The 14,237-nt window shown below is 57.0% G+C and carries 10 protein-coding genes; 7 read left to right on the forward strand and 3 right to left on the reverse strand.

The genetic code is table 11. The features are described from left to right. The first annotated feature begins 296 nt into the window (after window positions 1–296). Together OZX64_RS00990 and OZX64_RS00995 are read left to right on the forward strand one after the other, a co-directional pair. Window positions 297–1,862 carry a formate--tetrahydrofolate ligase gene (locus OZX64_RS00990; protein WP_277173166.1) on the forward strand — a complete coding sequence of 522 codons (1,566 nt, stop codon included), beginning with the start codon at window positions 297–299 and terminating at the stop codon, window positions 1,860–1,862. Between the two features lie 9 nt (window positions 1,863–1,871). Then, window positions 1,872–2,831: a hypothetical protein gene (locus OZX64_RS00995; protein WP_277173168.1), complete on the forward strand. Its 960-nt coding sequence runs from the start codon at window positions 1,872–1,874 to the stop codon at window positions 2,829–2,831. A 208-nt stretch (window positions 2,832–3,039) separates the two neighbouring features. On the opposite strand, the gene OZX64_RS01000 is transcribed toward OZX64_RS00995, so the two are convergent. Continuing rightward, entirely contained in the window at window positions 3,040–4,077 is a 1,038-nt protein-coding gene (locus OZX64_RS01000) for a glycosyltransferase family 2 protein (RefSeq protein ID WP_277173170.1), read from the reverse strand. Between the two features lie 308 nt (window positions 4,078–4,385). Further along, on the reverse strand, window positions 4,386–5,195 hold the full coding sequence (locus OZX64_RS01005) for a TetR/AcrR family transcriptional regulator (protein ID WP_277173171.1): 810 nt from the start codon (window positions 5,193–5,195) through the stop codon (window positions 4,386–4,388). Between the two features lie 392 nt (window positions 5,196–5,587). On the opposite strand from OZX64_RS01005, the gene OZX64_RS01010 reads away from it, so the two are divergent. The 4 genes from OZX64_RS01010 (at window position 5,588) to OZX64_RS01025 (ending at window position 11,094) form a co-directional block, all read left to right on the forward strand. After that, window positions 5,588–6,790, forward strand: a complete 1,203-nt coding sequence (locus OZX64_RS01010; RefSeq protein WP_277173173.1) for an extracellular solute-binding protein — start codon at window positions 5,588–5,590, stop codon at window positions 6,788–6,790. Between the two features lie 326 nt (window positions 6,791–7,116). Further along, window positions 7,117–8,094, forward strand: coding sequence for a sugar ABC transporter permease (locus tag OZX64_RS01015; protein WP_277174918.1), 978 nt, complete (start codon window positions 7,117–7,119; stop codon window positions 8,092–8,094). A gap of 5 nt (window positions 8,095–8,099) precedes the next feature. Beyond that, on the forward strand, window positions 8,100–8,915 hold the full coding sequence (locus tag OZX64_RS01020; RefSeq protein ID WP_277173175.1) for a carbohydrate ABC transporter permease: 816 nt from the start codon (window positions 8,100–8,102) through the stop codon (window positions 8,913–8,915). Window positions 8,916–8,979: 64 nt separating this feature from the next. Next, on the forward strand, window positions 8,980–11,094 hold the full coding sequence (locus OZX64_RS01025) for a glycoside hydrolase family 31 protein (protein ID WP_277173177.1): 2,115 nt from the start codon (window positions 8,980–8,982) through the stop codon (window positions 11,092–11,094). A gap of 121 nt (window positions 11,095–11,215) precedes the next feature. Here the strand turns inward: OZX64_RS01025 and OZX64_RS01030 are convergent, their stop codons facing one another. Beyond that, window positions 11,216–12,226 (reverse strand): LacI family DNA-binding transcriptional regulator, encoded by a 1,011-nt coding sequence (locus tag OZX64_RS01030; protein WP_277173179.1) that lies wholly within the window; start codon window positions 12,224–12,226, stop codon window positions 11,216–11,218. Window positions 12,227–12,388: 162 nt separating this feature from the next. Here OZX64_RS01030 and ftsY point away from each other — a divergent pair, with 162 nt between their 5' ends. Then, on the forward strand, window positions 12,389–13,717 hold the full coding sequence (ftsY, locus tag OZX64_RS01035) for a signal recognition particle-docking protein FtsY (protein ID WP_348519411.1): 1,329 nt from the start codon (window positions 12,389–12,391) through the stop codon (window positions 13,715–13,717). Window positions 13,718–14,237 lie beyond the last annotated feature (520 nt).

Consider the following 14,237-nt stretch of genomic DNA (forward strand, 5'->3'; position numbering starts at 1 on the left):
TCGGTTTCTGCCCCCAACCCATGTGCAACTAGTTTTTCCTATTGGGTTAGAGGCAGGAACAGTCGATTCGGGCGCTGGCAGTTGGTGCCGGCAGGTTGGTTCGGACGCCGGCAGTTGGTGCCGGCTATCGGCAGTTGTTCTGGTCGCGCAGCCCTCTGCGGACGCGGTTGCTGATAGGCTTACAGTATTGGCTGCGGGTTTATCGGCACGGTTCATTGGTTGGTATAGCTGAAATAAGTAACGATACAATCTCGTAACTTGAGATAATCTATACGCGCATTGAAAGCAGGTATGGCATGGCATTGATTGATCAATTCACGACCCAGTACGGGCTGGTCCAGAAAATCGACGCGTTCGGGTACCTCGATTATTTGGAAAACCACGCCGACGAACCGCGCAAGCGCGGGCAGGTCATTCTCGTCACTGCCGACACCCCGTTGAAGGCCTCGCGCGGCGAGGGCAAGACCACCACCACCATCGCGTTGATCGATGCGTTGCGTGCCCGTGGCATCGATGCGACCGCCGTGCTGCGCCAGCCGAGCATGGGCATCACCGCGGCCGGTTCCAAAGGTGGGGCCTCAGGCGGCGGCAAGTCCTCGCTTTCGCACCCTGAGCTGATCGACTGGGGGCTGTGCGGGGAGATGGCCGCCATCGAAAACGCGCAGAACCTGCTGGTTTCCTTCGCGGAGAAGGCCGTGGACGAGGGACGCATCGACACGATTCTGGTCCCGCGCGTCTCCGAAGTGCCGTCGCGCTCGCTGCGCCAGATCACCGTCGACCGCAATAAGGGCAACGTACCTGAGCGCGTCGTTTTGACCCCGACCTGCGAGTTGATGCAGATCGTCGTGCTTTCGCATTCCATGGATGAGATCGCCGAACGCGTCTCCAAGATGGTCGCCGGTACCAAGGAAGGCAGCCCCGTTACCTTCGGAGAGTTCATCGATTTGTGGCGCATCACCGGCATCCTTGCCGACGCGGTGAAGCCCGCCAAGACCGAGACGGTCAACGGTTCGCCCGTCTACGTGCACTGCGGTCCGTTCGCCAACGTGTCGCTGGGCATCCCCAGCCTGATTTCCGTTGAGATGGCCTGCGCCCTGCATGACGTGGTGGTGGTTGAGGCCGGGTACGGTGCCGACGCCGGCGCACAAAAATGGCTCGATATCGCTTGTCGCGAGTATGGAGCGCAATGGCCCGCCGCCGCCGTGGTGGTCACCCGCGCCTCGACCTGGCGCGACGACCCGAAGCTCGCCTGGCGCTATCCCTTCCATGTCCATCGCCTTGAAAGCCTTGGCATTCCCACCTTCCCGTTGGTCAACCTCTGGGACGGCGAGGACGATCAGATCGCTTCACTGCGCGATACGGCCAAATCGCTCGACTTCCGTGAGCCCATTATCGGCAATCTCTTCCGCGACGGCGGCGAGGCGCTAGCCCCGCAGCTCGATGCGTTTGTGGGTGCGCTTGATGGCGCGAATGATGCCGCCGACGCGATCAACGCATCTGCCGATGCCAACGATCCTGAAGCGAGCAATAACCGTGCCAGCCACAAGGGCATGGGCCTGGTCGAGGACGTGAAGTGGATTGCCGACAACGCTTACGGCGTGCCGGCTGACCGTGTGTTGTTCAAAGAAGGTTTTGCCGAATCCCTTGCCACCGCGACCGAGCTTTGCAACGGTGTCGGTACGAGCGTTGACGACCTTGCGGTGGTGGCAGTGAAGTCCCCGGCCACGATGACCGACAACGATTCCGCCGCAGCCGACGAGCGCACTGTCACGCTCAAAAAAGTCGAGCCGCATTTCGGCGCCGGCGTGGTGCAGGTCAATCTCACCACCTCGCTCACGACCCCGATGCCCAAGATCGTCTGAGGAAGTATTGTGGCCGAGGATCATGGCGAAAACGGCGATAACCGTGAAAACGGAACGTACGAAGGGCATGACGAGAATGGCGGGCTTACCGATGAAAGATCGTCGAATCACAGATCTGTTGGCGGTAAGCCCGCAAACGGCGGCAGGGCTTTGACCGATAACCCGGTGAACGGCACGTCTGTTAACGGTGGGGCGAGCGAACGCCCATCGCACGGTAAATCCGTCAGCGATCAAGCCGCAGCCTCCCGAATCGCGGACAGCACTCTATTGAGCGCCGATCAACGCGCGGCCGTCTCAGGTCTTGCCAAGGAGAACGTCTACGTCGGCCAGTCCAAATGGACCACGTTTCGCCAGTTGCCCGCTGGGCAGAAAGGGACGTTTTTCGTCCAGCATTTCCTGCTGGGCACGATTGCGGTCATCGTCGCGCTCGTCGTCGTCATTTCGCTGGTGGTCACGTACCTGACCAAGCCGCCCACTCCGGTCTTCACGCTTCAGGCGGTGAATATGCGCCAGTATTCCCGGCAAATCGGCGCGTTGCAAGACGGATTCGTGAAATACGATAACCTCAAGGATGCGCGTCTGGCGGACTTTGGCAGTGACCTGACCTTGGGCAAAAACAGTTATACCGACGATTCGCCGAAAATCATGACCCAGATCTCGGCTGGTCAGCTCAATGGCATCGTCACCGATAAAAAGACGATGATGACGCTCAACAAGCGTGGCTTGGTCAACAAGCCCGCAGAGGTCCTCGCCGCCTCGGAGCTCAAACGCTACTTGGGCATGGGGGTTCTGGTCGATGCGCATGGCGCCCCGGCTACGAATGCGCAAAGCGCTATCGGCTTCGACCTTTCCCGCTCGCAGGTCTGGAAGGCGAAAGGCCTGCCTGATCACACATTCTTCGGGTTTTGCAATGTCCAAAGCGGCAAAGACCATCCCCGCGCGTTCGTGCGCTATCTGCAATTCAAGTAAGTCGGAATTCAGATCAGGAAGTCGTTCCTTCTGAATTGTGACGCGGGAATGGAGACAATGTTGAAGGTATCGATATCGTATTGTTGTACGGAATTTCGTGCGGTATTCCAGAATTTGAAAAGAGCATGATTGTTGGGTTTCGTCGAATCGCGCTCATTGTTTGTATCCGGTGTTTTTAATATGCCCTTGGATTCTCAGATGGATTGATTTAGTTGAATCCGATAATGTTTTCCGCAATATGATAACCCTTGCGGATGATCCAACGACCGAGTGAACCGGGCAGATTGATGGCGCGTGCAGGCAGCTGGCGGCGAACGTCGCGCGAGATTTGCGGCGAAACGGCACGCAGGTTCTCCCAGAGTTCTCGCTTGATCTGGTAGTTCGCGGGGTTGCGGGAGAGGATGAGAAACACGCTCGCGACGACACTCTCGATGGAGAGAAAGTGGATCATATAGCGGTAGAGGCCGTCGGAGACGTTCTTGCGTTCGGGGGTTGCGGCGACCATGGCGCGGTTGACGCGCACCAGCTGGTCCACGCGCCGGATCATCACGTCGGTCTGCACGCTCTGCCCGTCGCGTCCGATGAAATAGTGGTAGAACGGCGTGCTGATGTACATCAGCGATTTGACCCACGGGAACGGCTGGTAGGCGTAGATGAAATCGACATAGAACGTGTGCTCGGGCAGCTGGGTCTGGGCTTTGCGCAGAACATCGGAGCGGAAGATGAGTGCGTGCATGATCATGTATTGTGTGATGCCGAAACGCTTGAGATCGTCCCAGCCCAAACGCTTGTCCGCGTCCATCACGTTGTCGAATTTGACGATGTGCTTGCGTCGCTTGCCGACTTTGTCGTAGACATAATCGGTGACGAACAGATCGATCGGTTCGCTGGCGTTGCGTTGCCGGCGCATGACGTCCATCAGCCGGCCAAGCGAGGCTGCACCCACCCAATCGTCGGCGTCGACGACCTTCAAATACATGCCTTCGGCGTTGGCGATGCCGGTGTTGACCGCGCCGCCATGACCTTTGTTTTTCTGGTGGATGACGTGGATGATTCCGGGTTTTGCTGCGGCGAGGCGATCCGCGAGTTCCGGCGTGCCATCGGACGAGCCGTCATCGACGATCAGCACCTCGATGTCATCGCTGTCGGGGTTTGCGGTTAACGATGAAACACAACGCTCAAGGTAGGTGTCCATATTGAAGGCGGGCACCACGAAGGTGAGCGTTTTCGAACTAGTTTGTGCCATGTTTCCTCGTTAATGGATGTTTGCCACGTTGGTGTGACAAACAAAAGACAATTTACCATGCGAGCCTGAGAATGTGCGTACACGGACATGAATTGCGCCGCATTCACCATAAGCTGTTGGAATTGTTATGAGTCAAACTATGCATATTGTCTGATTTATTCGCACCTTCTGAGACTTGCCTTTCCGGAATTGACACCGGTCCGAATGAACTGATGTTGTCGGTGACAAGCGCTCTCGTGCATCAGACTCTGTAGACCGCAGATGCTGTGTATGGCTTCCTACGAACGATTCTCTGCGAAGCGGTCGTGTTATTGATCGTTGCCGGAATCGTGGTGATTGCCGTCCACGTGCTTTCCCGTGCCAGAGTCTTTTCCGCTGTTGAGATTGGCATCCTTGGCGTCGTTCTTGTTATCAGTTACGGTGTCAGTGTCACCATTGTTTTTGGTGGCATCCTTTTTGTTCTTGTTGTTTTTACCGTCATCCTTGGCATCCAAATCGCTCTCGAACCGCAGTTTCGGTTTGGCCTCGAGGCGCGAAAGGCCGTACCAGGCAAGGTTGACGATATGCGCGGCGAGCTGTTCCTTGTCGATCTTCTTCTGGTTCGCGGCCCAATACTGGCCGGTGAAGACGGTCATCCCCACGAGCATCTGCGCATAATACGGTACGCCTTTGGCCGGCAGCTTATGCTGTTTGAATGCCTTTGTGAGGATTTCCTCGACGCGCAGGCTCACGTCGCCCAACAGCGAGCTGAACGAGCCGGCCGGGTCGGTGGTGGGGGAGTCGCGCACGAGCACGTTGAAACCCTCCGAGTTTTCCTCGATATAGGTGAGCAGAGCCAGGGCCGTGCGCTCCACGATCTGGCGCGGATGGATGTCGCCGGCGGAAAGCGCGTCGATCAGCGTGCTGGTGAGTTTCTGCATTTCACGGTCGACGATGACGGCATAAAGGCCTTCCTTGCCTCCGAAGTGCTCGTAGACGATGGGTTTCGAGACCTTCGCGGCGGCCGCGATTTCCTCGACGCTCACCGCTTCGTAGCCTTTGGCGGCGAAAAGCCCGCGACCGATGGTGATGAGCTGCTCGCGTCGCTGGTACGAGGTCATTCTGGAAGCATTCGACATAGTTACATTGTATGCGGCGTACACCCAAACCGGGGCGTTAAAAATAAGACCGGCCTGGTTAGAGAGGGTGATTTTAAATGCCCCGGTTTGGGTATGCGTCTGTGCCGCGTTTCGCGCTCACTTGTGATGGGCAACAGAGACCGTGCGAATTTCCGTCTTTTTCTCGCCATGGGTCAGCGTAAGCAAACTCATGCCAGACCGGTGATCTCAAGCGAATGAGTATCCATGTCGTTGAGCTATTTCGTTTGCTGTGTCACGAGATTTGCGTCCGATTGCTCAATGTGTATTTGCGATTTGGCGAAAAGTGGTATACGGTGTTTTGGACCGGTCCAAAAAAGGATTTTTGAAACGGCTTTGTACATAGATGTAACGAATTTATATAAGGAGCGAACGTGGAAAGTCCGAAAATCAGGAAAACGCGAATTGGGAAATCGGTCAAAAGAATTCTCGCCGGTGTGGCGTCCGCCGGTGTTCTGCTTGGAGCCGGGGCGTGCGGAAACGCCTCGCAAAGCGCTGATAATAAAGTATTGCAATTCTGGGACCCGTACACGAATCGCAAGGCCGGATCTCCTTGGGACAAACAGGTGACCAAGTGCGCACCCGCAGGTTATCGCATCCAGCGCCGGTCGATGCCGCAGAACGATGTGCTGAACCAGCTCACCACGGCAGTGAAAGCAGATAATGCGCCTGATATCGCGATTATCGACAACCCGTTCGTCGTCGGTGCCCAGGATTCCGGGCTCATCGCCAACCTGAAGGATTCGGGTGTCAAGGTCGACGGCTTCGACTCCAATATCCAAGGACCGGGCAAGATCGATGGGGGACAATACGGCCTCGCTTTCGGTGCCAACGCGTTGGGTCTTTGGTACAACCCCAAGATCATCGAAAAGGCCGGTGTCGATGTATCCGCCATCAAGGATTGGGATTCGCTCAACGCCGCCATCAAAAAGGTCGTCGATTCCGGGGCGAAGGGCATAACCTTCTCGGGAATTACCGGTGAGGAAGGCGTGTTCCAATATCTGCCTTGGTTCCTGAGCGCCGGCGGCGATCTCAAGGACGTGAACAAGGGAACGGCCAAGCAGGACTCCTACGACCTGCTCAGCAGCTGGGTCAAGCAAGGCTGGGCTCCGAAGTCCGCCGCCACCGACAACCAGTCGGCGGCATGGGACGTGTTCCTGACCGGTGAATACGGATTCGCCGAAAATGGCTCGTGGCAGTCCGAGGAGGGCGCGAAGAACGGTTACAAGCTGATTCCGCTTCCCGGCAAGCATGGCGGCATTGCGGCCGGCGTAACGGGCGGCGAGTTCATCACTCTACCCACCCATAAGAAGGCCAATAAGGACCGGGTCAAGCTGGCGGCCGGCATGATCAACTGCCTGACCGGCGACAAGAACCTGCCGCAGGTCGCGGATGCACTGGGGTACTTCGCATCGAAGAAATCCGTTCGTGAGCAGCAGGTTGCGAAGAACCCGATGTGGCAACCGTGGATGCCGATTGCCGACAAGGTCGTCGGTCGTACGGCGAAGGTTGGTTTGCAGTATGAGACGACCTCGGCCGATCTTTCCGAGCAGCTTCAGAAAGCGCTCAATTCCTGAGGTCTCAAAGCCGTTCAATGCGTTCGGCATTTCGATTCGGGCTGTTCAAGCCCTGTTCAACCCTGTTCAAGCCCTGACTGCGTCAGTGAGGTTTGTGAGCACGCATCGTGTCCGTGGTGCGTGTAGCGCGTGTAGCGCATATGGCGCGTATGGTGCGCGTAGCGCATATGGCACGTATGGCTCGTATGGCGCGTATGGCATGCGTGGCTCAGGGATTGTGAACATGAAACCTATGGTTCGGGAAGCGGAATCTCCCTTCCCGAATCCCGGCTTTCGAACATTTTATTTTTACCATTCATATTGATGACAAGGGGTTTATTGTGTCTATGACTGCGGAAGGCGTGAAAGACGCTTCGGCTTCAGTTTTCCACCGCGGCTCTGCAGATAGGTCGTCGAGCCTGCGCGAGCCGCATCGCAAAAGGATAAAAGCCACTACTTGGGCGGCCATTGGGTTCACCGCACCGTTGATAATCTATCTGCTGGTATTTTATTTGATGCCGCTTTTGGAAAACATTTCCATGAGTCTCCACCGTTTCACCAGAAAGACGTTCGTCACCGGCGATGCGCCGTTTGTGGGTTTCGATATTTTCAGGGAGGTGTTGAGCACCTCGGAATTTTGGAAGACCTTGGCCCAGACCTTGATTTTCGTGGTTTTCTCGATTGCCTTCCAGTACGCGATCGGCCTGGCGCTCGCCGTCTTCTTCAATCAGAATTTCAAGCTGTCGGGCTTCCTGCGAGGGGTATTCCTGGTGCCGTGGCTGTTGCCGCCTATGATATCCGGCACGATCTGGCAATGGATGCTCGATGCCGATCACGGTGTGGCCAACGAAATCCTCGGCTTCTTCGGGGTAAGCCCGATATGGTGGCTGCAGGCCGACCATTCGCTCGTCTCCGTGATCATCGCCAATATCTGGCTTGGAATCCCTTTCAACCTCGTCATTCTCTATTCAGGTTTGCAAAACATCAACAAGGACCTGTACGAGGCATCGGCGCTGGACGGCTGCAACGCTTGGCAGCAATTCTGGAAGATCGTCTTCCCGCTACTCAAGCCGGTGACGCTCATCACCCTGCTTCTCGGCTTCGTTTATACCCTCAAAACCGTGGACATCATCTGGATTATGACCCAGGGCAGCGGCACTTCGCAGACGTTGGCGACCTGGTCGTACGCGATGGCCTTCGGCAAAGGGCATTCCGCAGTCATCAAATATTCCGAAGCTTCGGTGCTGGGAACGGTTTTGATAGTGGTCGCCCTATGCTTCGCGTTCATTTACCTATGGGTCCAGCGTCACGATGAGGAGGAGTGAATACGATGAAACATCGTTCTACTTGGTATAAGACGCTGATCGGCATCGTGCTGACCGCCATCATGCTTTTCCCCGTCTACTGGATGGTCAATATTTCCTTCACCCAACGCCGGTCCATACGTTCTGGAAGTTTCTATCCCAAGGATTTCACGCTGGACAACTATGTTTCCGCGTTCCGCGGCGAGATGGGTTATCTGGCAATGTCGCTGTTCATTTCGGTGTGCTGCGTGTTGCTGACGCTGGCCATCGCATTGCCGGCCTCGTATGGCATCGCCTTCTTGCACGCTGCGGGCAACAAGACGATGAATTTCGTGCTGGTTCTGGTGCAGATGATCCCTGCCGTGGTCATGGCGCTCGGTTTCTATCAGATCTACGACAAGATCGGCATTCTCGATACCGTATGGGGCTTGATTCTTGCCGACACGACTGTGGCGGTGCCGTTTGCGGTCATGCTGGAAACCTCGTTCATGGCCGGCATACCGCGTTCGCTGATTGAGGCGGCCAAACTGGACGGCGCCGGCAACTGGCGTATTTTCACTCGTATCGTGCTGCCGCTGTCGCGTAATTCCGTGGTGACCACGTCCCTGTTCTCGTTTTTATGGGCGTGGTCGGACTTCATGTTCGCTTCGACACTGGACTCCGGCGGTGGCCCGAACCGACCCATCACCATGGGGCTTTACGACTATATCGGTGCGCAGAACCAGGAGTGGGGGCCGTTGATGGCCACCGCCACCATTGCGTCGCTGCCCGCCGCGCTGCTGTTGCTTGTCGCGCAGAAATACGTCGCTGCGGGAGTCACGGCGGGTGCGGTCAAGGATTGATGACACGGCAAAGTTTTCGAGTACAACAAATACAGTGAAAGATCAACAAGGAGGTTCAATATCTATGGGTTCTGAAAGTACAGGAAAGGCGCTGACGGCTCAAACGCGATTTGAAACCGATGATTCCGGCCACAGCCTGACGTGGACGTCGGACGGCGAATATCTGCGCATCGAGGCTTGGGGCAGGGACGGTGTGCGCGTGCGTGCATCCTCCATGCACGAGCCTGCAGACGCGGACTGGGCTTTGCAAAAACCCGGCGCTGAGGATTTCGGCGATTGCAAGGTCGAAGCTTCCATCGATCCCGAACGTGGCGAGGCGAGCCTTACGTGCGGGTCGATCGTCGTGAAAGCGCACGAAAGGCATTGGATGTCCGGATCGTGTGGATACGAGGTCTTCCGTTGCGAACTGAGTTTCTGGAAGAGCGACGGCACGCTGCTGTTCCGGGAGTTGCCCGACGGCGGATCGCTGGAACTGAAGGCTCGCGACTACCGGCCGATCATCGGCGGCGACCATGCGGTGACGGCCTCTTTCGTCGCTCCCCAGGATGAGCATCTTTACGGCATGGGCGAGTACCAGCAGTCGGTTATGGATCTCAAGGGGTCCGTGTTCGAGCTGGCACACCGCAATTCCCAGGCTTCGGTGCCGTTTGTCGTGTCTTCGGCAGGGTATGGTTTCCTGTGGAACAATCCGGCGATCGGCTCGGTGACGTTTGCGCGTAACCGGACGGTCTGGCAGGCCCAATCCGCCAGGCAGATCGATTATTGGGTCACCGCCGGCGACACCCCTGCCGCCATCGAGTCGAACTATGCCGATGCCACCGGCCACGCGCCCCAAATGCCGGATTGGGCGCTGGGATTCTGGCAGTGCAAACTGCGCTACTACAATCAGCAGCAGGTGCTCGATGTCGCTCACCGTTTCAAGGAAAAGGACATCCCGCTTGATGTCATCGTCATCGACTTCTTCCATTGGCCGCATATGGGCGACTACCGGTTTGAACGCGAGTTCTGGCCCGACCCCAAGGCGATGTGCGATGAGCTGCATAGCCTCGGAATCAAAGTCATGGTCTCGGTCTGGCCGCAGGTTTCGGTCAAATCCGAGAACTATGCCGATATGAAAAGCCGGAATCTTCTGGTCAAAGCCGAAAGCGGCGAGGACCTCGGCATGATGTTTGTCGAGCCGTGCCAATTCTACGATGCCACGAATCCGCGCGCCCGCGCCTATGTGTGGGATGCATGCAAGCGCAACTATGCCGATCTCGGTGTCGACGCGTTCTGGCTGGACGAGGCCGAACCCGAATACGGGGTCTATGATTTCGCCAATTACCGCTATTATGCGGGCGCGAACCAGCAGGTGGGCAATATCTATCCGCGGGAATATAACCGTGGGTTCTACGAAGGCCAGATCGCCGACGGGCGCAAGGGGCAGATCGTCAACCTGACTCGTTGCGCCTGGGCGGGTTCGCAGAAGTACGGTGCTTTGGTATGGTCCGGTGATGTCGGTTCCACCTTCGAAGACCTGCAGTGCCAGATCACATGTGCGGTCCACATGGGCATGGCGGGCATACCCTGGTTCACCACCGATATGGGCGGGTTCCACGACGGCGATATCGACTCGGACTATTTCCGTGAGCTCTTCCTTCGCTGGGCGCAGTTTTCCTGTTTCAGCCCGATTATGCGCAATCATGGCGATCGCTCGCAGGCGCAGCCGGACGGAAGCATGAAGAAGCCCGTCACTGCGGCGGATGGCTCGCCGCGGCTACCCAGCGGAGCCGACAACGAGCCATGGAGCATGGGTAGGCGGGTCGAGGAGGTGCTGGTCAAGTTCATCGGAGTGCGTGAAACGCTTCGTCCGTATCTGCGTGAGCTGTTCGGGCAGGCTCATGCCGACGGCCAGCCCCTGATGCGAGGCCTGTTCTATGAATTCCCGGAGGATGAGGCCGCCGCCGACATCAATGACGAATACATGTTCGGCGCGGATCTTCTGGTTGCTCCGGTCCTGCGCTTTGGCGCCGTGCAACGGGAAGTCTATCTTCCCGGGGGCGACGAGGTTATCTGGGAGGATCTGCGCGACGGCACGACCTACCTTGGCGGGCAATCCGTCACGGTTGCCGCGCCGGTGGAGAGCATTCCCGTATTCTCCCGTAACGGCAAAGACCATGGGCTTGCAGGCAAGCTCTGATATCTGAATATATCTGAATATATCTGGATAGAGATGGGGTTCGTCCGCTGTGGCGGGTTCGAGATGATTCGAGTTCCGCCACAGGGCCGAACCCCATTGTGTTTTTCTTATTGAATATTATTCATTGAATGTTATTGACTGAACCCGTCAGCGAAAGCGGGTGCATGATAAGCCGTTGACGGGCGGGGGCGTTCGGATGGGCGATGCGATCGATCAGCATGTCGACGGTTTCCTTCGCGACCTCGTCGAGATGGACGATGACCGCATCGTATTGAAGGTGCATTCCTATGCCCATCTGGTCGGGGATGACGGTCACCAGCGAAAGGTCTTTGGGAATGCTGATTTCCAGTCGGTTGAAGATCTGCGGGGAGCCGATGAGCACGGCGTCGTTGTGAATGATGACCGCGGTGCTTTCGGGATGGCTTTTGAGATTCGCGTGTAACTCGTGTGCCATGTTCGCCGTGTCCGATGTGGGGCAAATGACGTGTAGCCGCATGTTTCTGTTCTGCGCTTCCGCCAGTGCAGCGCTTCTGAAGCGGGTGGCATAATTCACTTCACTGTCGTACAACGGTTGCGGCCAGCCGATGAAGAGAACGTCGCGGTGGCCGGCGTTGGCCAGATGGTCCACCAAAACCGCCGCAATCTGGCCGAAATCCGTATCCACGACATCGAGCCCGCACGCATCATGAGGTTTGCCCAACAGCACGGTAGGGATGCCGGAGTGCGCGGCCGCCTTCACCCGCGGGTCGTCGTCGCGAATATCCATGATGATGATGCCGTCCACGCGTTTGCTGTTTGCCGTTCTTTCCAGTGCCTCCACGCCATCGTCGTCGGTGAGCAGCAACGTGTCGAATCCTTGTTCGCGGATATATTGCGACAAACTGTAAAGGTAGGCGCCGAACGAAAGCGAAAAGAAATGTTTATCGTGTTTCGGGGCGAGGATGCCGATCGTATTCGTTTTTGAGGTGGAAAGGGTTTTGGCCGCATAATTTGCGGAATATCCGATTTTTTTCGCCGCTTTGCGAACCCGGTCCGCGGTTTTCTCCTGAATCAGCTTGCTGCCGGAAAGGACATAGGAAACGGTGGATTTGGAGACACCTGCTTCCTTTGCAACATCGTAAATCGTGGCCATGTATATAAGTCTAAATCCGAGGCGGCATTTTGGGGCGGCATTCGGCAGCAAGGGTATTGTCGGCTGGCGATGTGGTCTGTTCTTTTTCGGCAACGGATGAATTCGGCGTGCATCCGCGAAGCCGTTTCGGTTCCCGTTCGGGTGTGCGGATAATCTGGAGTCATGAGTCTTACTATGAATCCGATGCTGATTGTCGCGGCGCTGGTGGTTATCGCCATCGTGCTTATCGCCGTGGCCGTGCTGATTATGCATTCGCACAAGAAAAATGAAGCGAATAGCCAGAGTTCCAACGTTCCCGAAGAGGCGAAGACTGCCGGTTCCGGCTCGCCAAGTGCTGTCGGTGATGATAATGATAAAAAATCACCTGAAGCCGCAAGCCCTGTTGAAAAGGTCAATGCCCAGAGTCCTGACGAATCGAAGAAGCCGGAATCCGGTGTTGCCGGGAATGACGAATCCCAGTCAACGACTTTGGCGGAAGGTACTTCCGAAGAGGCGGCTGCCTCGGATTCGGCCGCTGAAGGTTCTGCCGATAACGTTGCCCCCTCGCTAAGCGTCGAAACGCCGGAGCCCAAGGCCTCGCGCGTTGTTCGGCTCAAGGAGAGGCTCAGCAAGTCATCGAATCCGTTCGGCCGTGCGCTCTTCAACATTCTTGCCAAGGACCAGCTTTCCGAATCCGACTGGGAGGACGTCGAGGACACGTTGTTGCTGGCCGATGTTGGCAGCGTTGCCAGCGAAAAGTTGGTTAGCGAGCTGCGCAACGACGCCCGTATCACCGGCACCTCAGAGACGAAGGCCGTGCGCGAGGCTTTGCGTTCCAAGCTGATCGACCTGGTCGATTCCCAACCCGACCGCGCGCTCGAGGCCGACAAGCCCGACGCCAAGAAGCCGAGTGTCATCATCATGGTCGGCGTCAACGGCACCGGCAAGACCACGACCGCCGGTAAGCTCGCGCGCCTGTTCGTCTCGGAAGGCAAATCCGTCATGCTCGCCGCAGCCGACACCTTCCGCGCCGCCGCCGCCGACCAGCTTGAGACCTGGGGGCAGAAGGTCGGCGTGCCCGTCGTCCGCAGCGCCAAAGAGGGCGGGGATCCGGCCTCGGTCGCGTTCGACGCCTCCAAGCAGGCCAAGGAGAACGGCACCGACGTGCTGATCATCGATACCGCCGGCCGCCTGCAGAACAAGGCCAACCTGATGGACGAGCTCGGCAAGATTCGCCGTGTGACCGAAAAGAACCTGCCGGTGAGCGAAGTGCTGCTCGTGCTCGACGCAGTTACCGGCCAGAACGGCATGGAGCAGGCCAAGGTCTTCGCGCAGGCCATCGGCATCACCGGCGTGGTGCTCTCCAAGCTCGACGGCTCGGCCAAGGGCGGCATCGTCATCTCCGTGCAGCAGGAGCTCAAGGTACCGGTCAAGCTCGTCGGTCTCGGCGAAGGCCCCGACGATCTCGCCCCCTTCGACCCGGAAGGCTTCGTCGACGGCATTCTCGCCTGAGGCAAGTCAGTGTAATTTGTACGAGACGCTAAACTTCAGCCGCGCATCAGCCAGCAAATGGTTGGTGCGCGGTTTCGTATCGTCGGACAGATAGTGTGATTTTCTCTGTACGGAACGGATTGTGCAGGGTTAATCACGGTTTTGGGTGTGGTTGTGTGATTTGTGTTGTGGGTGTGCGGGGTTAATCACGGTTTTGGGTGTGGTTGTGTGATTTGTGTTGTGGGTGTGCTGGGTTAATCACAGTTTCAGGCCTCATTATGTGATTAGCTCTGTATCGGGCATGGATATGCAGAGTTAATCACAGTATTGGGGCTTATTTTGTGATTAGCTCTGTATCCGATGCGAATGTGCGGAGCTAATCACAGTTTGAGGCGTGATTTTGTGATTTTCTCTGCATGGAACCGGCAATCCTGCCTGATACGTAACCATCATGTTTCGGCGATGGTGCGTGCTTTACATCGCCGTAACCTCGTGTCAAACTTCTCCTTACCCTGACCGTGTTGTATGTTCCCATATGATT

The sequence above is a fragment of the Bifidobacterium sp. ESL0704 genome (assembly GCF_029392075.1).
In the GTDB taxonomy this organism is placed as follows: domain Bacteria; phylum Actinomycetota; class Actinomycetes; order Actinomycetales; family Bifidobacteriaceae; genus Bifidobacterium.

Excerpts from the sequence above, each read along its gene's own strand:
- OZX64_RS01000 (WP_277173170.1), bottom strand. The coding sequence starts at position 4,077 with ATGGCACAAACTAGTTCGAAAACGCTCACCTTCGTGGTGCCCGCCTTC.
- OZX64_RS01020 (WP_277173175.1), top strand. The coding sequence starts at position 8,100 with ATGAAACATCGTTCTACTTGGTATAAGACGCTGATCGGCATCGTGCTG.
- OZX64_RS01005 (WP_277173171.1), bottom strand. The coding sequence starts at position 5,195 with ATGTCGAATGCTTCCAGAATGACCTCGTACCAGCGACGCGAGCAGCTC.
- OZX64_RS01015 (WP_277174918.1), top strand. The coding sequence starts at position 7,117 with ATGACTGCGGAAGGCGTGAAAGACGCTTCGGCTTCAGTTTTCCACCGC.
- OZX64_RS00990 (WP_277173166.1), top strand. The coding sequence starts at position 297 with ATGGCATTGATTGATCAATTCACGACCCAGTACGGGCTGGTCCAGAAA.
- OZX64_RS01030 (WP_277173179.1), bottom strand. The coding sequence starts at position 12,226 with ATGGCCACGATTTACGATGTTGCAAAGGAAGCAGGTGTCTCCAAATCC.
- OZX64_RS01025 (WP_277173177.1), top strand. The coding sequence starts at position 8,980 with ATGGGTTCTGAAAGTACAGGAAAGGCGCTGACGGCTCAAACGCGATTT.
- ftsY (WP_348519411.1), top strand. The coding sequence starts at position 12,389 with ATGAGTCTTACTATGAATCCGATGCTGATTGTCGCGGCGCTGGTGGTT.